The sequence below is a fragment of the Ethanoligenens sp. genome (assembly GCF_047718355.1).
Classification (GTDB): Bacteria; Bacillota; Clostridia; order Oscillospirales; family Ethanoligenentaceae; genus Ethanoligenens.
The window spans coordinates 20,935-45,509 of record NZ_JBDNLG010000012.1; the positions used below are offsets into that span (position 1 = coordinate 20,935).

Below are 24,575 nucleotides of genomic sequence, written 5' to 3' on the forward strand. Positions count from 1 at the left end.
CACCCGGCAACAGGTGCCATGAAAGCAGGCGCGTCGCCCGGAATACGCTTTTCAACATGCGGCATGGCAGGCGCACTGTTACACAAAATAAACAAAAAGGGAGTTAACAATGGCTACCATACAGACCCTGATCGATATTTTTCTGCATATCGACAAACATCTAAGCGTCTTCATGCATTCCTATGGCATGGTCGCTTACGTCCTCATGTTCCTCATTATTTTCTGTGAAACCGGTTTGGTCGTCACACCGTTTCTGCCGGGCGATTCCTTGATCTTTGCCGCCGGTGCGCTGGCCGCGAAAAACATCGTTTCTCCTTGGGCTATCCTGATGTTCTGTGCTGCGGCAGTGCTTGGCAACATGTGCAACTACCAAATCGGGCGTGCGTTGAAACATCGGGTCGAACATGGGCACATCCGGTTTATCAAGAAAGAATACATTGAACGGACACACCATTTCTTTGAAAAATACGGTGCAGTCACCGTCATTATCACACGTTTTATGCCGATTATCCGCACCTTTGCCCCATTTGTCGCGGGCGTTGGTGAGATGCCTTATCGCAAATTCTTACTGTTTAACCTAATCGGCGGTGTAATTTGGGCGTCTTTCTTCTTCAGTGTAGGCTTTTTCTTTGGCAACCTGCCATTTTTCAAAGCGCATTTCAGCATGGTCGTTGTCCTCATTGTGTGTATTTCTCTGCTTCCGGCGGTTATCGGTTTCCTAAAAACCCGCTTCGGAAAGAAAAGCGTTTAATCCAACTGCAAGATAACGCACTTAAGGTACAAAGATTCATCCGCACCCATTCCAATGGGATGGTCTTTCGCTTGATATCGAATTTCCAAGATACGCGCGGTTTTGCCAACATCGGCAACCGCGCGTTTTATCATATCCAAAAACAGGAGCGGCGTCATAAAATGGGAGCAGGAGCAAGTCACCAGAAAACCACCCGGACGCACCAGTGTCATCCCGCGCAAATTGATTTCCTTATAGCCGCGTGCCGCACTTTTCAGTGCCGATTTGGACTTTGCAAAAGCGGGCGGGTCAAGAATGACCAAGTCATACTGCCGCTTCTCCTGCTGATAAGTTTTGAGCAAATCGAAGACATTGGCTTCAGTCGCGGTGATGTTGGTCAGCCCATTGAGCGCCGCATTTTTGCGCACCATCTCCAAAGCGGAAGCTGAAATATCCACTGCTTCTACCGAATCTGCGCCATATTGGGCGGCGTGCAGCGCAAACCCCCCGGTATGACAAAAGCAATCCAACACCCTGCCGTGCGAAAACGGCGCAAGTGCTGCCCGATTTTCCCGTTGGTCGAGAAAATAGCCGGTCTTCTGCCCATTTTCTACATCCACCAGCATACGCAGACCGTTTTCAGCAATCTCCACCAGTCCGGGCGCTTCCCCATAGAGAACGCCTTTCTGCTGCGGCAATCCCTCTTTTTCGCGCGTGGGCAGGTCGTCACGCTCATAAATGGCGCGTGGATGCAGCAATTCCACCAGGCAATCCACAATGGTGTCCTGAAACAGCGCCATCCCCAGCGCCGCAATCTGCATGACCAGCACATCGTCAAATTTGTCCACTGTCAATCCCGGCAGACCGTCCGCCTCGCCAAAGACCAGACGGCAGGCACCAAAGTGCCCCAAACGTCGGCGTAAATCGATTGCCCGTGACAACCGGCGCAGAAAGAACGCACGGTCAATTTCTTCACGTTTCCGTGTGAGCAGCCGCACACGGATTCTTGACCGCATATTGCAGAACCCGCGCCCCACAAACACGTCCCGTGCAGAAAAGATATCCACCAGCCCGCCTTGTGAAACTTCACCCTTGATCCCGGCAATTTCATTGTCAAACACCCAGAGCCGACCCATCCGCAGGTCCTTTTCTTCACCGGGTTTCAAGGATACGACGGGTAGCGTCCCGCTGTTTTCCATGGTATTCAGCATTTTTCCTCACAGTACAGGCAAATCTCCTGCCCGTTTTCATCCGGGCAGACGTTATGCGGCAGGTACTTTTCCGTATGGGTAATACAGCGCGGATTTGAACAATCCGCCGCATGCACATGATAATTCCGCTCGGAGTGGATGTTGATGTCCTCTTCCAGCATCCGTAAAATCAGCGCCATCCGGCCAAACATGCCCAACCGTGCCTGTGTAAAATACAGGGCGCGCGGGTCGTCGTCGATGGCAAGATCTATTTCATCCACGCGCGGCAGCGGGTGCAGAACGGCAAGATCTTTGCGCGCTCTGCTGAGTTTTTCCGGCGTAAGAACAAAAACACCGCGTTGTTTCTCATAGGCCTCTGGCGTGGCAAACCGTTCTTGTTGGATGCGCGTCATATACAGCACATCCAGTTCCCCGATGCATTCGTCAAGCGCCCCCACTTCCTCATAAGGGCAGCCGGCATGATCGAGTATTTCCTTGCAGTAATCCGGCACAGCCAGTTCCGGCGTAGAAATCAAATAGAACCGGTTGCCTTCAAAGCGGCTCATTGCCTTGAGCAAAGAATGCACCGTGCGGCCAAATTTCAAATCACCGCAAACACCGATACGCAAGCCGGTCAGTTTGCCCTTAACCGTAGAGAGCGTCACCAGATCGGTCAGCGTCTGGGTAGGATGCAAATGCCCGCCGTCTCCCGCATTGATGACCGGGCAGCGCGCATAGAGCGACGCCGCACGCGCCGCGCCCTCCTGCGGATGGCGCACCACAATAATGTCGGCATAATTGCTGACGATGCGCATGGTGTCCATCAGCGTTTCCCCTTTGGAAACGGACGAATTGACCGGGTTGTCAAACCCGATAATCTGCCCGCCAAGACGCAGCATGGCCGCCTGAAAGGACATCTGTGTGCGGGTACTCGGCTCATAAAACAGCGTGGCCAGCACCTTGCCTTCGCACCGGCGCATATAATCGCGCGGGTTAAGACGGATGTCATCCGCCAGTTTGATGAGGTGTGTCCATTCTGTCACGCTACAATCGTTTAAATCCAGCAAATCCCCACAGGACATTTTCTATCATCTTCCTTATCGACTATTTCCCCGTTTTGCGGTAACCATCCTCCCCAAGGCTTCTTTTTATTGTATCATACCACCCGCCATGGGGCAAGCCGCTGCATGATCTCCTACATTTTCAGGATTGTACGATACGCCTCCAATGCTTCCCGGGCAATAGAGGGCGGTGTGTACCGTGCAAGTGCATCCGCTTTAGCCGCCCGCCGGATGCGTGTACGCAGATCTTCCCTTTCAATCAAAGACCGGACAGCCGCATACCACTCGTCCTCCGTTTCCGCAAGCAAGCCGTTTTCTCCAGAGCGGATACATTTGCAAAATGTGTCCGTAGGGGAAGCCACAGTAGGTACGCCCACCAGTGCCGCCTCAAAATATTTCAATTCACTTTTGGCATGGCAGAATGGGCTGGACGTGTCCAGCGGCGCGATATTCACATCACAACCGGCGCAATAGGACAGCAATTCCTGCCATGGCATATATGGCGCACGCGACACTTGGTTGGGAAACTGAGCGGATAGGTCTTCATCTAGATATCCCGCAACGCACAGGCACACCGACGGATATTCCGCCAGAATGCGCGCGATCGCAGGCTTAGCCTGCGCAAAATCAATATTATGTGATTTACTGCCGCTCATATAGCAGATACGAAAAGTGTCGCCCCGTTCTCTTTCCGGCAGCCCGCGCGCCACAGCAAGCTGTGTATGATTCAATCCGTTGTGAATAACCACAGCCCTTTTTTCCGCCTGCATCCGCTCCGCAATATATGGCGTGCTTGCGGTAGCAAAATCACACTGTGCGAATGCTTCGTGAAATTTCGCGAACATGTCCGCGTACATCTCTTTTTCAAAGCTATCCGTTACAGACAGTGCTTTGCAGAATCCATCATAATACTGCGGCAGAAAAATCAAGTCATCGATATCAAAAACCGCAGGCTTGCCGTACCGTTTGGCAAGCGCAAGCAGACGGCGAAGCTGCGGTGTATCAAACACACGCATACAGACAAGGATATCCGCGTGCGCCACTTGCCAATCATCCAGATAAACGCCGTTTTCCAGCATGGCATATGTTGTTTCCGCCTGCCCCGACAATGCTTCCATCAAATTAAACACCCGGTAGCGCACAGTTTGCCCGCCGGACATCTCCACTTCATTGACGATATACAGCACACGGAGTTGCCTGCTCGTTTTTATCCGCAGCAAATGGGTGCGCAGCAGCAGTCCGCGCATCCGATGTGCCATGCGCCGTACCGCACGCACAGCTTTACCGGAAAAAACCATCCACACACCGGAAACACCCTGTTCTTTCAGCAAACCCACTGCCGTTTTCAGCTTGTGTGCAATATCCATGCTTGTACCCCTTTTCACACAAAGCAGCAGTTTCGCGAACCGGTTAGCGACCAGTCACCCGATCATTCACCGGCGCAGCCGGCGCAATACGTCCCCCGCCAACACCGCTACCCGTTTTATCTGCTTTTTAAACGGATATTGTCCGCGCAGCAATGCGTCGGCCATTGGACGGGGCAGGATTTTTCGCAGCTTTTGCCGCAAGCCTTCCAGCTGTGCGCCATACGCTAATCCCATCGTCTCCGTCCCTTTGGCGGCAGCTTCAACCGCCGATACAATCAATGCACGGTCGTATCCCTGGCAAATCTGCGGTTTGCCAAACAATCGCTCATACAGTTGGGCATAACTCTTCCCCATCTCTTCAAGCGATACAGCATGGAACTGCTCCAGGGCATTCAACCGCGTGGCGTATTCGGCCGCATCCCCACGAATCCGCTGGATTTCCCGCACAATTTCTGTCGCTCCGGCATCCGGCGGCAGCACCCACCCGCATCCGGTCTTTCGGATACGGTTGCCCACCGCACCCAAATCATATGCAAGTACCGGCACACCGGCCAACCAGCATTCCGTCAGCACATAGCTGTAGGTTTCCGGCCAGACCGGCAGAAAACAGACCAGTCGAATGCGATATTGACGCAGAAGCGCCAGAATTTCAGCACCCTGATAGGGCCCGTGAAGATGCGCGTGCATGGGACGAAACGACTTATCCTCTACATTGCCAAAGACGTGCCAATCAATCTGAGTGCCGCCTTGTGCAATCACTTTCGCAATCCGGGCGCTGCCTTTATGCTGCGCGACATTCCCTACAAAAGCGACCGGAAAAAGCTCTGTATCGGCAGAATCAACTGTTTGCACCGGACGGGACAATTCCGGAATGCATATCCCGTGTTCGTGTACCTCGACAGGCAGTCCGGGGAACATTTGCTCAAACCGACGCTGTACCGATTCGTCCGGTACCACGACCGCCTGCACAGAGGAAAGCGCCTTGCCCATCTGTTGGCGCCAATCGGCAATCGAAATACCGGCACAGGCGGGGCAATCCGCACATTGCGCCGCATCCCCGCCGCAATATACACCATTTTTCAATAAGTTTATCTGCGGGCAAAACAGATAATAGTCATGCGCGGTGAATACACACGGAATCCCTGCCCGCCGCACGGTATCAAACATAGCAGGTGTCAAACCTAATATGTGATGTATATGTACCAAGTCAATGCAGAACGCTTTGAGGACCTCGCTCAGTACCTGCCGGATTTTATCCTCATAGGACAACGAGGTAACCAATTTGAGCGAAAAAAACAGTTCCTTCCACTCACTGCCGTTGCTGCCAATCAGGCATAAACCGTCTTCCTTTTCCGGCCACAAGATAAACACATTGTAGCGCTTGTCCAGTGCCCGACAGAGTTCCAACACATGCTTTTGCGTACCGCCCATCTGCGAATCGCCCTGCCGGTAAGGCACGGGCATATGCAAAACAAACAATAGATTTCGCCGTCCGTTGGCAAATGCCCGAAACACATCAATGTTATCCCAAAAGCGACGCAACGGCTGCATCCGGCAAAACAAATCCGTCTGGCGTTTCTCCTCGGGGTACCTATTGGCAAGAATTTCAAGATTTTTCTGTATCTGCGTCTGTTTGCGCACATCGCCGAATGAAGCGCTGCCTTTATGATAAACAAAGACATCGTCACAAAGCACATGGCGATATCCCGCGCGCAAAGCACGATAGCAAAAATCGTTTTCCTCGCCATAGCCTTTTCCAAAGGCATCTTCGTCGAACAAGCCGATTTGATTGAGTACGGCACGACGGATATACATACAGAAACCGACTGCTGTCGGAATCTCCGGATACGCGCGCAGACTCACCCGTTCGATCAGTGCTGCATACGCGTCGGCTGTCAGCCTCTCCGGCAACGGGTTGTCCTGGCAAAACACCGGGACAGAGCAAATGGTTCCTGCGTTGGTAAATGGCGTGGCCGTTGCGACACGCGAGTCATGGCAGGCACAAGCCGTCAGTCTTTCCAGCCAGTGCGGTGTCACTTCGGTATCACTGTTGAGCAACACCACATCGTTTTCGGATGCCTGTATTCCGCGGTTGACCGAATGTACAAACCCCTGATTCGTTTCATTCCGAAGTACAATCACATTGCCGTTCTCCAGAGAGTGCAAATACGGCAGAATGCGCACGTCGGTGCTGCAATCCTCAACCAAAATCAGCCGATACGGCTGCACCCCGGCGTTGCGGCGGATACTTTCCACGCAGGCCAGCAGATAGTCGAATGCGTTATAAACAGGAATAATGATATCAATCGTCATGCCGCCACCCAATATACCGTCATCTCCGTCTGAACAGCCGCTTCAGGAATTTAAATGGATTGGCAAATCCTTTGAACTTGTTAAAGCGGTCATTCATCATATAGGACCATGTTTGCAATTCTGCCAAACGCTCATTTGCGTTGCTCCCGTCACGAGCAATATGACGCATGGTTTTTTGCAATTCGATCTGCTGCTGTTCAATCTCATACAACGTCTGTTGAACAGAGCCCCGGCGGGCACGGCGGGAGGACGGAGATACCGACAGGCTGTCCAGATCGTTTCCATCACTTTCTTTATCCGAAGGTTCCATCTCGGCAATCGGGAAGGTCAACTCACGCATATGCACCGGATTATTGCAGAAATCAACAATCGGTTTAGTGACCCGACTCCAACGGTATTGCTCCGCCACCGGCAGCATGTTTTCTTTGCAGCGCGCGTAGAACTCCTTATCGTCGGCCAACTTGCGAACCGCTTCCACAATATCGTCCACATTTTTAAATCCAACGGTCACGCCCAGATCTTTGGCCTGCACAAGTTCGGCAAAGAAATCGCCTTCTGTACCGATAATAGGCAAGTTGGCCCATAAGTAATCCAGAATGCGTGTACGGAATGAAAAATGTGTCTCTACTGTGTCGAAATGAAAACTGACGCCCGCATCTGCTTCCAGCAAATAATTCTGCCGGTCATTATAATCGACCCAATCAAAATTGAAAAAGACGTATTTATCATACACGCCCAATTCTTTTGCGAGCGCGACCGCATCGTTGAGCATTGCAATCTCCGGAGTCGTCGGATTCGGACGCTTTACGCCTAAGAAAAACAGTTTGATATCCGAGCGTTTTTCAGATAAGATCTTGACTGCCTGAATAATGGACAGTGGATCAAACCAATTCCACACGCCGCCGCCCCAAATCAAGACGAAGTCTTCCTTATTGATACCAGGCCAAACGCCCTTCAGCACATTGCGCGTATGAACGGGAGGCTCATCTGCGATGCCAAACGGCACCAAATCAATCATTTTGTTGAAGCTTGGACTCACGTCATATGTTTCCGGAGAAATGCGGTTGACCGAAGTCAGCATCCCCATCCAATAATCGCGCTGCACATCATTCGCCGCAACGAAAAAATCACCCAAACGCAGCTGCCGCAGCAACGCTTTCAAGGTATACGCCGCATTTTCTCTGCGCGCACCCCAGGAATGGTCCTTCAACGCCTCGATATTTTCAATAACCAACGGATCATAAAGATCAAAAATCAAATAGCGCTGACTGGCAATTTTGGCAAAATCTTTTGTGTTTTCTAAAATAAATCCCTGTGCGATAATCACATCCGCTTCAACGGCAGCTTTGCATAGCTGCTCTTCCTGACCAAATGCGTATTGCACAGACTTAAAGTATGAACTTTCTAATCCACCGGTGCCACAAGATGCCAGCACAACATCACAGGTTTTGCTCAGCGCTTTGGCAAACTCAAAATAGCGAATAGCCGGCCCCGCCATTTTCTTACCGATTTGATCGGCAGTTACCAGCAATACACGCCGTTTAATTGGCTTGTGAAATGCCTGATCCATCCCAAACAGTTCAACCAAATCGTATTTAAGCGCATGATACGCATAGGAATCTGCACCCACACAGGCAAACGGGTCGGTAAAAAACGTGGCAATCTTATTATCATCCACTTTGCGATGGCTTTGGATATACGCCCGTTTTTCCGACATGGTCCGCAGGTTTTTTAAAAATGCGTTCTGCGCTGCCAAATGTGCTGCCGCCACATGATTGATGTGCGCATCCTGATGATCAAAGTTGCCCCGCGCAATCCGCAGGTCATAATCTTCTTCATTCAAGCCGGATTCTTTAAAAATCAAAGCGCTGTTCATGAGGATCGTCGGCCAGAAAGCCTTGTTGAGCATTGCATCGCTGGAATTCTTGTAGATGGTATATAGGCTGTTGCGGAAATACAGATAGCGCATCCGTTCGCGTGCAAAGGTAGCCCCCGTACTGTGGTGCTTATGATTCACGCGCGACTTGACCGAGAGGATCACCCTGTACCCCAGCGTGTTCAGCCGCCATCCCAAATCTGAATCCTCAAAGTAGGCAAAAAAATCTTCGTCAAATCCGCCGACTTCCAGAAAAACCTGCCGGTTGACCAACATGGCACCGCCGCAGGCAAAAAACAGGTCTCTATCCTGTGATAGCTGTGCCTCAATCTGCTTGACCGGTTCATGAAAATGGTATTGAAATCCCATGCCATAAAACGTCATGCTACCGCCCGCAAAATCCAGCAGTTCTCCATTCCAGTTGAGGATGACCGAGCCGGCACAAGTGGCCTGATTCACCTCAATGGAGTGCACCAATTCAGCCAGCCAACGGCGATGTACGCGCATATCGTTGTTCAAAAATGCCACATATTCGCCAGTCGCCGCGCGCGCGCCATCATTGCTTGGTTTCGCAAATCCTTCATTTTTAGAATTGCGAATCAGCTTAACCCAACTGTACTTTTTGCGCATGAACTCTACGGATCCATCGGTTGAACCGTTGTCCACCATCACAACTTCGATTTTGTCTTTGGGATAGTCCAACCGTTGGATTGATTTAAAGCATTCATCCAGATGCCGCAAACCGTTCAGATTTACAATCACAATGGAGACTGTTGGTTCAAAAGGCATTACATTTCCACCCATTCCTTATTCTCTTTTTTATCAAAATTTCTGTCTTATCTCATTCTTTATCCAAATGGCAAAAATCTGCATATGCTTCCAGCACCGTATCGGTATCACCCAACATTTTCATCTGTCCATGGTCAAGCCACATAACCTGTTTGCATAGCCGTTTGATATCCTGCATGGAATGCGACACAAAAACCACCGTTGCCCCGCCATGGATCATATCCATCATTTTGTGCTGACTTTTCTGCTGGAAGGGTGGGTCACCCACCGAAAGAATTTCATCCACAATCAAAATCTGCGGTGCAACCAACGTGGCAATGGCAAAAGCCAACCTGGCAACCATACCGGAAGAAAAGTTGCGTACCGGCACGTCCATAAATGCGGACAGCTCTGCGAAATCCACGATTTCCTGATACTTGTCTTCCAAAAACGCCTTCCTATAGCCGAGGATGGAACCATTCAAAAAGACATTTTCCTTGGCGGTCAGCTCCAAATCAAACCCCGCGCCCAATTCGATCATCGGGGCAATGGAACCATGTAACGCCACTGTCCCAACGGTCGGTTTCATCACGCCCGAAATTACTTTAAGCAAGGTGCTTTTACCGGCGCCATTCGTACCCACCAGCCCCAGCACCTCGCCTTTGGGTACTTCAAATGAGATATCCCGCAGCGCCCAAAATTCTTCTTTTTTTTCCAGATCGCGCTTCATGGCGCGGATAAGAAATTCCTTGAGCGTATTCACCCGATCCTTGCCCAAATTAAATTTCATCGACACATTTTCTACTTTAATCAAAGGAAAACCCCCATGGCAAAGCGACCCTTAAAAACGGACGGCTTTCTTAGATATGATAAATGAACCGGTCCTGCTGCCAGCGGAAAAAGAGTCCGCCTATCAGCAATGTCAGCAGAGACGCGCCTAAACAGACCAGATTCATATGGAGCGTCGGCATCTGCCCATACAAAATGATCTGCCTTGCATACGTGATATAATAATACATCGGATTGATTTTGACAATCGGCATCATGAACCAGTGATATTTGCTCCGCTCGATGGTATCGATGGTATAGATAATCGGCGTCATATACATCCACATGGTGATAAGCACGCCATAGATATAGAACATATCGCGGAAAAAGACCGTTATGGCAGAAAGGAACAATGACACACCCATTGCAAAAATTACCGTATAGATCATATCAAGCGGTAAAAAGATATGCATCCATGAGAGTGGCACCGGCTGAAAAAAGATAATGGCATAAAGGGCCACCAGGGAAAACACAAAGTTAATCGCGCTGGAAAGCACTTTGGAAAGCGGAAAGATATATTTGGGCATGTAGACCTTGTTAATGAGGTTAAAATTATTAACTACAGAGCCCATCGCCAAACTGGACGCCTCAGAAAAATAGTTCCAAAACAGCAAGCCGGAAAGCAGGTAGACCGGATAACTTTTGATGGTCGCACTGCCCTTCAGCTGCATTACGCCTTCAAAAACCACGGTCAGCACGATCATGGTAAACAGCGGATTCAAAACGCTCCAAAGCACACCCAAAATTGACCGTTTGTATTTGACTTTAAAATCGCGAATGACCAGTTGCTGCAACAGGTAGGAATATTTTTTAAAATTCTTGAAAGTATTCAACATGTTAAAACTCCGACAGTTCATCAAAACTGTTCTTGTCCCGGCACAAACGGATGTCGGCCGGCAGAATCACGATTACACTCCAGCCAATCAGCGGTCTTGATACATCTTTTGATAGTACGCCTGATAGTCGCCCGAAATAATGTTTTCCCACCATGACTTGTTTTCCAAATACCACGCCACGGTCACCTTGATGCCTTCATCAAAGCGGTAGGTCGGCTGCCAGCCAAGTTCCTTTTCAATTTTGGTCGGATCAATCGCATAGCGGCGGTCATGCCCTTTGCGGTCGGTCACATAGGTAATCAGGCTCTCCGGTTTACCCAGTTCCCGCAGCACTGCCTTGACCACTTCCAGGTTGCTGCGCTCGTTGTGTCCGCCCACGTTATAGGTCTCGCCGACTTTGCCCTTTCGCAGCACCAAATCAATGGCGGAACAGTGGTCGCCCACATACAGCCAGTCACGCACATTCGCACCTGTACCGTAAACCGGAACAGGCTTCTCATCCAGCGCACGCGTGATGATGAGCGGGATGAGCTTTTCAGGAAAATGATAGGGACCGTAGTTGTTGGAGCAGCGTGTCAGCGTCACCGGCAGACCGTAGGTGCGGTGGTAGGCCATGACCAGCAGGTCGGCGCCCGCTTTTGACGAAGAATAAGGCGAAGAGGTATGGAGTGGCGTCTCCTCGGTAAACATCAAGTCGGGGCGGTCAAGCGGCAGATCCCCATACACTTCATCGGTGGAGATCTGATGATACCTCTGCACACCGAATTCACGGCTTGCGTCCATCAGCACGCTGGTGCCAAGGATGTTGGTGGTAAGGAAGATTTCAGGGTTTTCAATCGAGCGGTCCACATGCGACTCGGCGGCAAAATTGACGACCACTTCCGGTTTTTCTTTGCGGAACAGATCAAATACAAACGCGCGGTCGGCGATATCGCCTTTGACGAATTTGAATTTGGGGTTCTGCAACGCCGCGTCCAGCGTCTGCAAGTTGCCGGCATAAGTCAGCAGGTCAAGGCAGATGATCTCATCCTCGGGATGGTGCGCCAGCATATAATATACAAAGTTGGAGCCAATAAAGCCTGCTCCGCCCGTCACCAGAATCTTCATGTTTAATCTCCTTATATCACCGCGGCGTTACTGCGCCGGATAGGTAAAATTGCAGTCGCTGTCTTTGAGTAAGGGAGCGCTCAAATCTTTTTTGGACAAAACCGGATCGGCAACGCCCCAGTCCACACCGATGGCCGGGTCGTCGAACCGGATGCTGCGGTCGCAGTCCGGCGCGTAATATTCGTCAACTTTATACTGCACTTCCACGTCATCGGTAAGCGTCACAAAACCATGCGCGAAACCGGCTGGAATAAACAGCTGCTTTTTATTTTCAGCGCTCAATTCCACACCTACCCATTTGGTGTAGTTGGGCGAACCCTTGCGGATATCCACGGCAACGTCCAGAATTTTGCCCCGTGTGCAACGCAGCAGTTTGGACTGCGCTTTGGGGTGCATCTGGAAATGCAGCCCGCGCAGTGTGCCTTTTTGGGCGCTGAACGAATGGTTATCCTGCACAAAATCCACTGTGATACCCAGCGGTGCCATTTTCTCTTTGGAATAAGTTTCTGTAAACCAGCCTCTGTTATCTCCAAATACCTGCGGCTCCACGACCATCACGCCGTCGAGTTTTGTTTTGGTCACATTCATGCGTACACTTTCCTTTCTGTTCTGTACAACTCTACCAGTATGACAAAATTCACATCAAAAATCAACATTTCCCGCTTCATAATCGAAATATTCCCGCAATGCATCCTGCCAATCCGCAGGGCGATGGCCGGTCATAGCGGCCAATTTGTCTTTTGAGAGGACGGAATAAGATGGGCGGTGTGCCGGGCGGACAAATTCTTCGGAGGTCACATCCTTGACGCGCACGTTCACGCCCGCCTGCCGGAAAATTTCACGGGCAAACGCATTCCACGAGCAAACACCCTCACAGGTGGCGTGAAAAATGCCGGTTGCCCGGCTGGTGACGACTGCGTCGATGATGCGGACGAGTTCAAATGTGGAGGTCGGGTTGCCTACCTGATCGGTCACCACACTGATTTCATCATGTTCTTTGGCAAGCTTGAGCATCGTCTTGACAAAATTATTGCCGTGGGGACCGTACAGCCACGCCGTGCGCAGAATCGCATGGTTAGGGCAGAGCGCCTGCACATGCTGTTCACCCGAAAGTTTAGACGCGCCATAAACATTTTTGGGGGAAGGGCGGTCCGTCTCCACATACGGGAACTTACCGTCTCCCGCAAACACATAATCCGTTGAGATATGCACCAGATATGCCCCCACGCGGCTGGCAGCCAGTGCGACCAATCCCGCACCGTAGGCATTAACCCGATATGCCTGCTCCGCCTTCGCCTCACAGCCATCCACATTGGTCATGGCTGCGCAGTTGAGTACCACATCCGGTTTGACCGCCAAAATCGCTCCGTTCACGCGAATGGGGTCGGTGACATCCATGTCGGCTGTCTGAAATGCGGACACCTCATATTTCTTTGAAAAGTAAGAAACCGCATCGGTGCCAAGCTGTCCATCGGCAGCGATAATCAGCATACGCATAAAAAACTCCCTGTCTTTCATCATTTTTTGAAATGTAATGCAGATACTATCCTTTTCAAAATATTCTCACAAATGCCAAGCGCCGTGGCCGCATACAGTACCAATAGTGCGGCAGCGCTCGCGTGCCGATATACCTTGTGAAAATAGATACGGCTGTGCTGCATGATGCGATATTTTTGGAGAGAAACCTGCGTGGAAACCCCCTCCAGATGCCGGTAGGTACAGCCGGTACAAACCGCCTCTCCCAACCCCATGCGATGCAGTTTTTCACCCAGCATGTCCTCCTCATAAAAAAGGAACGAGTGTTCGTCAAAATAGCCACAGGTTTTAAAGGCTTTTGCCCGAATGAAAAAGCACGCACCCGCAACGCAGTCTACACGCACGAACGGCAGCTCGTCCCAATACGACGTAGGATATGCTTCACGCCGCATGCCAAGCAGCCGCGCAAGAATTCCCGAGCTATAGGCCAGATCCCCGCGTACTGTACGTCTGCACCAACCAGGCAAATCGTGAAACGTTCCATCTGCACGCAGCATACGGGGGGCCGCCAGAGCAATCGCCGGAACACTTTGCAGCAGACGGACACAACATTCCACACTAGCGCAGTCGATTTCGATATCAGGATTAGCCACCATGAAAAAATCCGGCAGACCATATTGTGATTCTACAGCCGAAATGCCCAGATTATTCCCTTTCGAGTATCCTTCGTTTGCCGTCTTCCGAAAAAGGATGTTTTCCGCCTGAAGCGGTTCTTCCTGCCCCGTTAGCCCGCCTGTTTCAGAATTATCCACCACACAGATGCAGCCAATCTCATCGCATCCTTGCAGCGTTGTTACCAGCTGCAGTGTGTTCTCATTGTCCCGAAAATTGAGAATGACTGCCGCAACACGGCCCGCCCGCCGCATCGTCATTCGCCCGCGATGGCGGCCAGATATTTGCCATAATCAGTCTTATGCAGAACCTCGGCAGCCTTTTTTACTTCCTCACGGCCGATAAAGCCCTTGACATAAGCGATTTCTTCCAGACAGGCGATATAAAGCCCCTGCCTGGTCTGTACGGCTTCCACAAAATTGGCCGCCTGCAACAGTCCCTGACAGGTGCCGGTATCCAGCCACGCCACGCCGCGGCCAAACAACTTGACCTTCAGTTTGCCCCGTTCCAGATAAGCAGTGTTGATACTGGTGATTTCCAGTTCGCCGCGCGGCGAGGGCTTAACCGCCTTTGCAATCTCCACCACTTGATTATCATAAAAGTACAAACCGGGCACCGCATAGTTCGACTTGGGGTTCTCCGGCTTTTCCTCAATGGACAGCACATTCCCCTGCTTGTCAAAATCAACCACGCCAAAAGCTTTCGGCTGTTTGACATAGCAGCCGAACACCACCGCGCCGTCACGCAAATCGAAAGCTTCCTGCAACAACTGGGTCAAACCCGCACCGTAGAAAAAATTATCGCCCAGCACCAGGCAGACACTGTCGCCCCCAATAAACTCCTCGCCCAAAATAAATGCTTCGGCAAGGCCGCGCGGTTGATCTTGCACCACATAGGAAAACTCTACGCCAAACTGGGTGCCATCCCCCAACAGGCTGCGGTACAACGGCAGATCACGCGGGGTGGAGATGATGAGAATGTCCCGAATACCCGCAAGCATCAGTACCGAAAGCGGATAGTAAATCAGGGGTTTGTCATAAATCGGCAGAAGTTGCTTTGATACTGCCTTGGTAATGGGATAAAGCCGGGTGCCGGAGCCACCCGCCAAAATAATACCTTTCACAATAATCCTCCATTCAATACGTAAATTTCCGTTTATTCTGGAAAAGGATGTTTAACAGCCGGTAGGCCCTGTTCATCAGTGCTTTGGAAAAAGCCGTGCGTAAAAAGAGAAATCGCGTGCGCCGCAACAGGCGCAGATAAGTATTCTCCGCCATCATGCCATATAATTTTGCGTCTGCTTTTTTCAGCCATGCGTCAAACCGGCGCGCGCGCCATCCGCCCCTTTTGAAATCCGGGTCGTAGAACGCCGCAATCATGTATTGGGTAAAGCAGAGTTTTTTCAGAACGGTATAGGCATACGCGGCACGCGCCTCATCCAGCGCCGTCTGCCGCACAAACCCGACCATCCGCTTCACCACCCGCTCATGGTCTCCGTAGCGGCGCACAAAGCTGTCGACAGCAATGGACTGCGTCGCGCGGCCCACAGCATACCGATAGACGATGTCGTCCAAAAAAGCCACCGTCTGGATATAGGGCACCGGCAGCAGCCCATATTCCACATCGACATAAAACGTATGCTCCTGCAACCGGATGTCGTTTCTGCGCAGGATATCGGTGCGGATCGTAATGGAATGGATGCCGAAATACAGGCCGCTGTCCAGCGGCAGTTCGGCAAACGGGTATACACGCCCGAACTCCACACCTTTAAAACGCATGGGCACGGGATGGGCGGAATCATTCGCCGGCACCTTCTCATAATGTGCCAGCACCAAATCCGCCTGCGATGTGTGCAGGCAGGTGAGCAGACGTGCAAAACCATCGGCGGCTAACGTATCATCCCCGTCCACCACTTTGAAATACCGCCCCAGCGCGGCGGCGATTCCCGTGTTCACCGCACCGCCATGCCCTTTGTTCTGCTGCGAAATCACCCGCACACTGTCGGGATATCGCTTCGCAAACGTGTTCGCCAGCTTAGCCGTGCCGTCTGTCGAGCCGTCATCCACCACAATGATGTCGAGGGCCGGTAACAGTTCCGGCAGACAAAGGGAGCGGAGCGTAGCCTCCAGTGTATCTTCCACATTGTAGGAAGGCACTGCAATGCTCAGCAGTTTCAAACAAGCCCCTCTTTCTTTCCACTGCGGCCTGCCTGTTGGGACAAACCCGTACAGGCGGCCGCAACCATGCAATCTGTATCAGTCAGAAAAGCGTATTAGAAAAAAGGTAAAGCATCCCTCGGCGGGAAATCCTTTCATTTTACAAGAAACTATTGTATCATAGAAATACTGTCATATTCAATACCCCGCAGCAGAAAGGAAGCCGCTCATGTCTGTTCCGGTCAGCATCATCGTCCCAGTTTACAATGCCGAAAAATCTTTGTCACGCTGCATAAACTCCCTTTTAAACCAAACCTGCCGCTCTATAGAACTTGTTCTGGTAGACGACGGTTCCACTGATAAAAGCCCGGCCATTTGTGACGCATTCGCCGCAAAAGACGCACGGGTGCGCGTACTGCACACCGCCAACGCCGGCCCCGCTGCCGCGCGCAATGCGGGCATGGATGCAGCAAGCGGGGTCTATCTCGGTTTCGCGGATGCAGATGACTGGACAGAACCCGATATGTTCGCCGCCCTTTACAGCCGCGCAAGAGAAACGGATGCCGATTTGGTCGTCTGCGACTACTGGATGGACAAGCCGGGGCAATCCGCCGTCTGCAAGACCTTTCCCGGCGGGAGCCGCGTCTTCACCAAAGATGACCTCCGTATGCACATCCTGCCGTATTTCTTCGGATATGCGCCTCAGGAATTGTCCGCTTTCACGGCGCTTTGTCCGTTTGCAGACGCCCGTTCTTATGTGTGGTGCTGCCTGTACCGCGCGGCGCCGCTCAAAGAACGTCACCTGCGTTTTCCCGATGAAAAGCGCTACTACACCGAAGACAACCTTTTTAATCTGCTGGTAACATTCCACGCCGAACGGGCAGCCTACCTCGCCCGCCCACTTTACCATTACGTGGAACAGGCTTCCACATTCACGGGACGCTTTCAACCGGCCTATTTCAGCTGTCGTCTGCACAAATACACATTTTTAGATACATTCGCCGCAGAAAACGGCTTGGAAGCGCTTGCAAAAGAGCGCCTGCCCCGCAAGATCTGCGCGGAGATTCCCACCCTGCTCAATTATTATGCCGCAAACGCACCAACATTTTCAAAAAAGTACCATTTTATTTGGAAAATCATTCAAGACCCGACCGTTACACATGCGTTGGCTGAAGTATCTGCGACCGAATGGCCTGCGGGGCGGCTGGGGACAACCCTTGCGTTTGCCAAACGGAAACAGGCGATATGCATCCTTCTTGCCTGCCTGGCACAAAAAGCGCTACGTTCACTTAAAAAATAAGATTCCTATTTGACCAACCCCGCAAACCCATCCATGCCGAAAAAGGCAGCGCCAATGATAATGGCAATGATGCCAATGAGTTTTTGCCGCGTAAATTTTTCTTTCAGAATCAGCCGCGAAAAGATCATCGACCATACGTAGGTGATGGCAGACATGGGGTAGACCACTGAATAGGGCAGCACTTTGAGTACTAGAATGTTCGCCACCGCGCCGGTCAGGTAGAACACCACCCCGATATAGACAAATTTGCTTTTGGCAATCTCCCAGACGGTCGCGCCGTTGGTGCTTTTTTTAAAGAAAAACCCGCCAAGAGAGCCGAGCAGCGTCATGATAAGAATGCCGCCGACCGTGGTCAGCACAAAAATAAACCCGTTATTCATCGCCGACCCCCACCATTGTTACACCGAACAGGATAAACAGCAGTCCGATGATTTTATAAGCATCAATCGTTTCCCCGAGAAGTCCCACGCTGATGACCATCCCAAAAATATAGCCCAGACTGAGCATGGGGTGCAGCACAGAGAAACTGCCATACCGAAATGCTAAAATCATGGTGAGTGCGCCAAACCCATAAAACACAAACCCTATGAACATGATGAGCAGGTTTGTCCCGTGAGAGGATTTCCAGAAATACTGCCCGAATGCCGTACAGGCCGCCGAGACGATCATAATTGCCATCCCGACCTTATTTTTTTGCAGAGAGGCCGCAAAGCGATTGTCCATACTGTCACCTTAACTTTCCATGCACAGGCGCATATTACGCCCGTGCCGTTTTTTGCCGGAGAGCATGTACCAGTATATCCCCGCATCTTGCTTTTTTCAAGGCGGTTCGATAAGAAAGATATGTCTGATCTATAAACTTTCGCGGAACCAGCATCCGAAAATGCTTAGCCAACCTAAAAGTTTATCAATCAAAGCGCGTTTGCTCCCCGTATATGTCCAGCAGACCTCCAAAACAGTATTTTTGAAAGAAAGCGCAGCAAACCATCTTGAAAAGCAGGCTTTGATGATGTAGAATTTGAAGGGACTGCGGAGTGAACACTCGCGTCCGGCCGCAGGCAGATTTCGGGCTGCCGGCAAAAGGGAGGAAATACGGATTGCTCAATATTGCACTCATCGAACCCGAAATTCCGCAGAACACCGGAAACATTGCACGTACCTGTGCCGCAACAGGCGCCCGTCTGCACTTGGTCAAGCCACTCGGGTTTGCCATCGACGACACCAAACTCAAGCGCGCCGGGCTGGATTACTGGCATTTGCTGGACATCACGTATTACGACAGTCTGGATGATTTTCTGTGCCATCTGCCCGGGCCTTGCACATTCTTTTCCTCTAAAGCACCCCGTGCCTATACCGAAGTCCGTTATCCGCAGGATGCCTGTCTGGTTTTTGGCAAGGAAACGGCCGGGCTTCCCGAAGATTTACTGCTCGCACACGCAGACGCAACCGTGCGGTTACCCATGCGGGCGGAGGCACGTTGCCTCAATCTGTCCAATGCGGTGGCTGTTGGCGCTTATGAAGTGTTGCGTCAGTGGGAGTTCTCCGGCTTGCGTGCGAACGGTGAACTGACGCGGCATACCTGGCCGGTGCGTCCTTCGGATGCGCCGACCCCGCACACAACTGCATAAAAATCGGGGGCGAGCTGCCGGAATATCCCATTTCCTTTGCAAACCACTTGAAAATCCCTCTGCCTTCGTTTACAATAAGAAAGGCTGATTGTTTTTTATTTAACAAACCAGCCTTATCCCCGTGATGAAGGTAAATTTAATATTCAGGGAGTGTTAATGAATGACTTACAACAAGAAAACCATTGAGGACGTAGATGTGGCGGGAAAACGTGTGTTTGCCCGTTTGGACTTCAACGTGCCCCTCGATGCCAATGGCAACATTACCGACGACAAGCGGATTACTGCTTCGCTGCCCACCATCCAGTATTTGCTGGAGCATGGCGCCAAAGTGGTGCTGTCCTCCCATCTGGGCCGCCCGAAGGGCGAATTCAACCCGAAATATTCCCTCGCACCAGTCGCAAAACGTCTTTCTGAATTGCTCGGCAAAGAAGTGAAGATTGCCAAAGATGTGATCGGCGATGACGCCAAAGCACTGGCCGCCAACTTGAAAGACGGCGAAGCCATTCTGCTTGAGAATGTTCGCTACCACAAAGAAGAAGAAAAGAACGATCCTGCTTTTGCCAAAGAGTTGGCCTCTTATGGCGAGATTTTCGTCAACGACGCGTTTGGCACCGCCCACCGCGCCCATGCATCCACCGAAGGTGTGTCCCATTTTATTCCGGTTTCCGTCGCCGGCTTTCTCATCGGCAAAGAACTCTCTGTGATGGGCAAAGCGTTGGATGACCCGAAACGCCCGTTTGTCGCTATCCTTGGCGGTGCAAAAGTGTCCGATAAGATCGCGGTTATCAAAAACCTGATTGAAAAAGTGGATACTCTCATCATCGGCGGCGGCATGGCCTACACCTTCATGAAGGCACAAGGCCATCACATTGGCAACTCCCTCTGTGAAGAAGACAAGCTGGACCTCGCCAAAGAACTGATTGCTTCCGCCAAAGCCAAGGGTATTAAATTCTTGCTGCCGGTAGACAACCGCATTGGCGATAAATACGATCCGGAATGTGAAAAACAGGTCGTGGAATCCGATGAGATTCCCAACGGCTGGATGGGCCTGGATATCGGACCTGCAACCGAAAAACTGTTTGCGGCGGCCGTCGCCAACGCAGGCACCGTGGTCTGGAATGGTCCTTTGGGTGTGAGCGAATGGGATTACTTCGCGGCCGGCACCCGTGCTATCGCCACCGCGATTGCTAACTCCAAAGCCATCTCCATCATCGGCGGCGGCGATTCCGCTGCGGCCATCGAAAAACTTGGTTTTGCCGATAAAATGACCCACATCTCCACCGGCGGCGGCGCTTCCCTCGAGTTCCTTGAAGGCAAAGTGCTGCCCGGTATCGCGTGCCTCAACGACAAATAAAGATTGCACTGTGCCGTATCTGCGGCACTCCCCGGTAAGACGCGAACAGGTAAGGCGGCGACGGCGAGCAGCCGCGCCGCCTTTGCTTATACATTTTCAATTGCGCGTATAAAGTACGCATAAAAACCGAATGGAACAACGATTTGGAGGAATTTAGAATATGAGCCGCAAAAAAGTCATCGCCGGTAACTGGAAAATGAACACCACTCCGGAAGAAGCTGCAAAACTCATCGCTGAGATTAAACCCGCCGCCGATAAATCCACCGCCGACGTGGTGCTCTGCGTACCGTATATCGACCTGCCCGCCGCACTTGAAGCTGCAAAAGGTTCTAAGATCGGTATCGGCGCTGAAAACGTGCACTGGGCGGAAAACGGTGCCTACACCGGTGAAATTTCCGCTCCTATGCTCAATGCTCTCGGCGTTAAATATGTCATCGTCGGTCACAGCGAACGCCGCCAATATTTTGGCGAGACGGACATCACCGTCAACAAACGCACCACCGCCGCGCTTGCGCACGGCTTAACCGTTCTGCTCTGTGTGGGTGAAACCCTTGAGCAGCGCGAGCAGGGCATCACCTTCGACGTGATTGCCATTCAGCTCAAGATCGCCCTGAGCGGCGTCTCGGCTGAAGCGCTGAAAAACGTCATCATCGCTTATGAGCCTGTCTGGGCCATCGGCACCGGCAAGACCGCCACGGCGGAACAAGCCAATGAAGTCAATAAATTCATCCGTGACACCGTTGCTTCACTGTATGGCGCAGCAGCCGCTGAAGAGACCATCGTGCAATACGGCGGTTCCATGAATGCCAAAAATGCGGCAGAACTGCTGGCGCAGCCTGACGTGGACGGCGGACTGATCGGCGGCGCTTCGCTCAAACCAGCCGATTTCGCTGTAATTCTGGAAGCCGCATCTAAATAAGGCTACTGCAATTTTACAATCTGGCTGTACACTCAAACTGCACACCACGAGTTGTTTTCTATACTGCATGTCAGCTTTCGCTGAAAGGGGAACCTCATTATGAAAAAACCGTTGGCTCTTGTGATTATGGACGGCTTCGGCATCAATCCGTCTGATTATGGCAATGCAATCGCGGCGGCAAAAAAACCGCACCTCGACAAATATTTCAAAGAATGCCCAAACACCACCATCGGTGCTTCTGGTCTGGCCGTCGGCCTGCCGGAAGGACAGATGGGCAACAGTGAGGTCGGCCACACCAACATCGGTGCGGGCCGTGTGGTCTATCAGGAATTGACCCGAATCACCAAATCCATTGCAGACGGTGATTTCTTCGACAATCAGGCGTTTACAGACGCCGTACAAAACTGCAAGAAAAACAACAGCGCGCTGCATCTGCTGGGTCTGCTGTCCAACGGCGGTGTGCACAGTCACAACGCGCATTTGTACGGTCTGATCGATCTGGCCAAACGCGCCGGACTGACCAAAGTCTATGTCCATGCTTTCCTTGACGGACGCGATGTGCCGCCCAGCTCCGCCAAAGCATTCATCACCGAACTGGAAGCCAAATTGAGCGAAGCCGGCGTGGGCAAAATCGCCACGCTTTCTGGTCGTTATTACGCCATGGACCGCGACAACCGCTGGGAACGCGTATCCAAAGCATACAATGCCATCGTCAATGGTGAGGGTGTACAGAATACGTCCGCGACCGCCGCTGTCGACGCTTCTTATGCCGCCGACAAAACGGATGAATTTGTGGAGCCGACAGTCGTAGACGCTGCGGGCACCATCAAGGAAAATGACTCTGTCATTTTCTTCAACTTCCGCCCTGACCGTGCACGTGAAATCACCCGCACACTGGTAGACCCCGCATTCGACGGGTTCGCACGTAAAAAAGGCTATTTCCCCACCCACTTTGTGTGTATGACGCAGTATGATGCGACAATGCCCAATGTCGATGTCGCATTCAAACCCCAGTCCCTGAAAAATACGTTTGGTGAATACATCAGCGATAAGGGTCTGACCCAGCTGCGCATTGCGGAAACAGAAAAGTACGCGCATGTCACATTCTTCTTCAACGGCGGCGTGGAAAAAATCTATCCCGGCGAGGAACGTGTACTGGTTCAATCCCCCAAAGTCGCCACCTACGACCTTCAGCCCGAAATGAGCGAGCCGGAGGTCACCGAAAAAGTGGTCGCCAACATCGAAAGCGGCAAATTTGACGTCATTATTTTGAATTTTGCCAACTGCGACATGGTCGGCCATACCGGCATACTTGACGCAGCGGTCAAAGCGGTTGAGGCAGTAGATGACGGCGTGGGCAAAGTAGTGGACGCTGTGACCAAACTGGGCGGTACCGTCCTCATCACTGCCGACCACGGCAACGCCGATCAGATGAAGGCAAAGGATGGCACCCCGTTCACCGCACATACCACACGTCCAGTGCCATTTATCGTGGTCGGACAGGATGTCAAACTGCGTGAAGGCGGGAAATTGGCTGATATTGCTCCCACCATGCTGAAAATTCTCGGTTTGCCTATTCCTGCCGAAATGACCGGCGAATCCCTCATTGCTGATTAAACCCTTGTTTCAGCCTATAGGATTGTTTATCAATCAGGCCCCAAAATAGAACAACTGTACTTTGCAGCATCCATTGATTTGGATGCTGCTTTTTTATTTTAAAAACAGACTTACCGTCAACACACTCATGACCAGCCCCGTGAAATCAGCGGCCAACGCGGCTGGAAGCGTGTGCCGCGTCTTTGAAATGCCGACCGAACCAAAGTATACGGCAATCGTGTAAAATGTCGTCTCACTGGAACCTTGCAGCACAGAGGCTACTCTGCCAATAAAGCTGTCCGGCCCGTTTTTTTGCAGGATATTTTGATAAAGCGAGAGCGAACCACTGCCGGAGATGGAACGCATAATCGCCAACGGCACCACATCTCCAGGCATATGCAAAAGACTCCAAAGCGGTGATAACGCCTGTGCAAGCATGGTAAATGCACCGGATGCGTTAAGCATGGCAATTGCCGTCATTAAACCGATCAGAGGGGGGACGATACTGACGGTAATGGGGATGCCCTCTTTTGCACCTTGTAAAAAAACATCAAATACATTCTGCTTTTTAAAAAGTCCAGCCAGAACAATAGACGCAATAATGAGAGGGACAATAAACGAACCCAGACTACCCATATCTTTTTCCCCTCCCACCTAATACGCAGGCAAACCCAATTCCTATTGCCAAACTGACCAGCGAGGAAATCCATGTGCACGGTAAAATATCAAACGGTGAAACGGAACCAAACCGAATGCGTATGGCAGCCGTTGTTGTGGGAATCAATTGCAGCGCCGCTGTATTAATGACCACAAACATCGCCATTGAATTGGTGGCTGTTCCTTTTTTATGACTAACAGCTGCCATCTCACGCATAGCACGAAGCCCGAGGGGTGTTGCGGCATTCCCTAACCCCAGCAGATTTGCCGTCATATTCATGCAAACTGCCTGCATACCGGCCCCATGCGGCGGCAAATCTGGAAACAAACGACGTGTCAAGGGCAAAAATAAGTTAGCCAGTACTCGTGTGATTCCCGCCGACTCCGCAATCTTCATCAACCCATTCCACAAACAAATCACACCCAAAAGTGTGATACAGAGCAGAATCGCATCCTGCGCCCCTTTGATTGCAGCCTGTGATACGGCCCCAATTCTTCCATTTGCTATCCCCAGAACTACTGATAACAAAATCATGCCTGACCAGACCCATTTCATCAATGCAATCACCCCTGCTTTGGTTTTTTACTTTGCCGTGGAAAGCGGCTGGGTCTTTTGGTGAATGGATGTAATACACAAAAAGGATAAAATCTGCGCATTCATCTATTGCTTTCATTATATCTATTTTACATTTATGTAATATTATTATAATATATTTATTTTTTGTAATATATTTATAATAT

Annotated in this window: 24 protein-coding genes; 6 read left to right on the forward strand and 18 right to left on the reverse strand. The window is 51.2% G+C overall.

All coding sequences use genetic code 11. From position 1 onward, the window contains the following. Nucleotides 1–109: 109 nt before the first annotated feature. Nucleotides 110–751 (forward strand): VTT domain-containing protein, encoded by a 642-nt coding sequence (locus ABF463_RS03310; protein WP_415532126.1) that lies wholly within the window; start codon nt 110–112, stop codon nt 749–751. Here ABF463_RS03310 and ABF463_RS03315 read toward each other — a convergent pair. The 13 genes from ABF463_RS03315 to ABF463_RS03375 all read right to left on the reverse strand — a co-directional run bounded on the left by ABF463_RS03315 (nt 748) and on the right by ABF463_RS03375 (nt 16,401). Beyond that, entirely contained in the window at nt 748–1,941 is a 1,194-nt protein-coding gene (locus tag ABF463_RS03315; RefSeq protein WP_415532127.1) for a class I SAM-dependent rRNA methyltransferase, read from the reverse strand. The genes ABF463_RS03310 and ABF463_RS03315 overlap by 4 nt on opposite strands. Further along, nucleotides 1,935–3,002 (reverse strand): aspartate carbamoyltransferase, encoded by a 1,068-nt coding sequence (pyrB, locus tag ABF463_RS03320; protein WP_415532128.1) that lies wholly within the window; start codon nt 3,000–3,002, stop codon nt 1,935–1,937. The genes ABF463_RS03315 and pyrB overlap by 7 nt, the downstream gene beginning before the upstream one ends. 113 nt (nt 3,003–3,115) lie before the next feature. Further along, on the reverse strand, nt 3,116–4,348 hold the full coding sequence (locus ABF463_RS03325; protein ID WP_415532129.1) for a glycosyltransferase family 4 protein: 1,233 nt from the start codon (nt 4,346–4,348) through the stop codon (nt 3,116–3,118). 66 nt (nt 4,349–4,414) lie between these two features. Next, entirely contained in the window at nt 4,415–6,661 is a 2,247-nt protein-coding gene (locus ABF463_RS03330; RefSeq protein ID WP_415532130.1) for a glycosyltransferase, read from the reverse strand. A 19-nt stretch (nt 6,662–6,680) separates the two neighbouring features. Beyond that, a complete protein-coding gene (locus ABF463_RS03335) occupies nt 6,681–9,326 on the reverse strand; it encodes a glycosyltransferase (RefSeq protein WP_415532131.1) in 2,646 nt (881 codons plus the stop codon). A gap of 52 nt (nt 9,327–9,378) precedes the next feature. Next, the gene (locus ABF463_RS03340) at nt 9,379–10,095 is read right to left on the reverse strand and encodes an ABC transporter ATP-binding protein (RefSeq protein ID WP_415532146.1); all 717 of its coding nucleotides are present in this window, start codon (nt 10,093–10,095) and stop codon (nt 9,379–9,381) included. A 70-nt stretch (nt 10,096–10,165) separates the two neighbouring features. Then, the gene (locus ABF463_RS03345; protein WP_415532132.1) at nt 10,166–10,969 is read right to left on the reverse strand and encodes an ABC transporter permease; all 804 of its coding nucleotides are present in this window, start codon (nt 10,967–10,969) and stop codon (nt 10,166–10,168) included. Between the two features lie 87 nt (nt 10,970–11,056). Further along, on the reverse strand, nt 11,057–12,076 hold the full coding sequence (gene rfbB / locus ABF463_RS03350) for a dTDP-glucose 4,6-dehydratase (RefSeq protein ID WP_415532133.1): 1,020 nt from the start codon (nt 12,074–12,076) through the stop codon (nt 11,057–11,059). 27 nt (nt 12,077–12,103) lie between these two features. Then, nucleotides 12,104–12,664: a dTDP-4-dehydrorhamnose 3,5-epimerase gene (rfbC, locus tag ABF463_RS03355; protein ID WP_415532134.1), complete on the reverse strand. Its 561-nt coding sequence runs from the start codon at nt 12,662–12,664 to the stop codon at nt 12,104–12,106. A 54-nt stretch (nt 12,665–12,718) separates the two neighbouring features. Continuing rightward, complete coding sequence (gene rfbD, locus ABF463_RS03360; protein ID WP_415532135.1) at nt 12,719–13,573, reverse strand: dTDP-4-dehydrorhamnose reductase; 855 nt, start codon at nt 13,571–13,573, stop codon at nt 12,719–12,721. 20 nt (nt 13,574–13,593) lie between these two features. Further along, a complete protein-coding gene (locus ABF463_RS03365; RefSeq protein WP_415532136.1) occupies nt 13,594–14,478 on the reverse strand; it encodes a glycosyltransferase family 2 protein in 885 nt (294 codons plus the stop codon). A 2-nt stretch (nt 14,479–14,480) separates the two neighbouring features. Further along, entirely contained in the window at nt 14,481–15,347 is an 867-nt protein-coding gene (gene rfbA, locus ABF463_RS03370) for a glucose-1-phosphate thymidylyltransferase RfbA (protein ID WP_415532137.1), read from the reverse strand. Between the two features lie 13 nt (nt 15,348–15,360). Further along, nucleotides 15,361–16,401: a glycosyltransferase family 2 protein gene (locus ABF463_RS03375; RefSeq protein ID WP_415532138.1), complete on the reverse strand. Its 1,041-nt coding sequence runs from the start codon at nt 16,399–16,401 to the stop codon at nt 15,361–15,363. A 208-nt stretch (nt 16,402–16,609) separates the two neighbouring features. Between ABF463_RS03375 and ABF463_RS03380 the strand changes: the two genes are divergently transcribed. After that, nucleotides 16,610–17,680 carry a glycosyltransferase family 2 protein gene (locus ABF463_RS03380; RefSeq protein WP_415532139.1) on the forward strand — a complete coding sequence of 357 codons (1,071 nt, stop codon included), beginning with the start codon at nt 16,610–16,612 and terminating at the stop codon, nt 17,678–17,680. A gap of 5 nt (nt 17,681–17,685) precedes the next feature. Here the strand turns inward: ABF463_RS03380 and ABF463_RS03385 are convergent, their stop codons facing one another. Next, on the reverse strand, nt 17,686–18,060 hold the full coding sequence (locus ABF463_RS03385) for an EamA family transporter (RefSeq protein WP_415532140.1): 375 nt from the start codon (nt 18,058–18,060) through the stop codon (nt 17,686–17,688). Then, nucleotides 18,053–18,403 carry an EamA family transporter gene (locus ABF463_RS03390; protein WP_415532141.1) on the reverse strand — a complete coding sequence of 117 codons (351 nt, stop codon included), beginning with the start codon at nt 18,401–18,403 and terminating at the stop codon, nt 18,053–18,055. The genes ABF463_RS03385 and ABF463_RS03390 overlap by 8 nt, the downstream gene beginning before the upstream one ends. 374 nt (nt 18,404–18,777) lie before the next feature. On the opposite strand from ABF463_RS03390, the gene ABF463_RS03395 reads away from it, so the two are divergent. From ABF463_RS03395 to gpmI, 4 genes are all read left to right on the forward strand, one after another. Further along, nucleotides 18,778–19,308 (forward strand): tRNA (cytidine(34)-2'-O)-methyltransferase, encoded by a 531-nt coding sequence (locus tag ABF463_RS03395; RefSeq protein ID WP_415532147.1) that lies wholly within the window; start codon nt 18,778–18,780, stop codon nt 19,306–19,308. A gap of 160 nt (nt 19,309–19,468) precedes the next feature. After that, nucleotides 19,469–20,662, forward strand: coding sequence for a phosphoglycerate kinase (locus ABF463_RS03400; protein ID WP_415532142.1), 1,194 nt, complete (start codon nt 19,469–19,471; stop codon nt 20,660–20,662). Between the two features lie 160 nt (nt 20,663–20,822). Next, entirely contained in the window at nt 20,823–21,581 is a 759-nt protein-coding gene (gene tpiA / locus ABF463_RS03405) for a triose-phosphate isomerase (protein ID WP_415532143.1), read from the forward strand. 99 nt (nt 21,582–21,680) lie between these two features. Then, nucleotides 21,681–23,198, forward strand: coding sequence for a 2,3-bisphosphoglycerate-independent phosphoglycerate mutase (gpmI, locus tag ABF463_RS03410; RefSeq protein ID WP_415532144.1), 1,518 nt, complete (start codon nt 21,681–21,683; stop codon nt 23,196–23,198). Between the two features lie 93 nt (nt 23,199–23,291). Here the strand turns inward: gpmI and ABF463_RS03415 are convergent, their stop codons facing one another. The 3 genes from ABF463_RS03415 to ABF463_RS03425 form a co-directional block, all read right to left on the reverse strand. After that, the gene (locus ABF463_RS03415) at nt 23,292–23,813 is read right to left on the reverse strand and encodes a spore maturation protein (protein WP_415532145.1); all 522 of its coding nucleotides are present in this window, start codon (nt 23,811–23,813) and stop codon (nt 23,292–23,294) included. Continuing rightward, nucleotides 23,806–24,231: a spore maturation protein A gene (locus ABF463_RS03420; protein WP_415532148.1), complete on the reverse strand. Its 426-nt coding sequence runs from the start codon at nt 24,229–24,231 to the stop codon at nt 23,806–23,808. The genes ABF463_RS03415 and ABF463_RS03420 overlap by 8 nt, the downstream gene beginning before the upstream one ends. After that, the coding region (locus ABF463_RS03425) for a hypothetical protein (RefSeq protein ID WP_415532149.1) at nt 24,188–24,575 on the reverse strand (388 nt) is incomplete at its 5' end. The genes ABF463_RS03420 and ABF463_RS03425, both read right to left, overlap by 44 nt.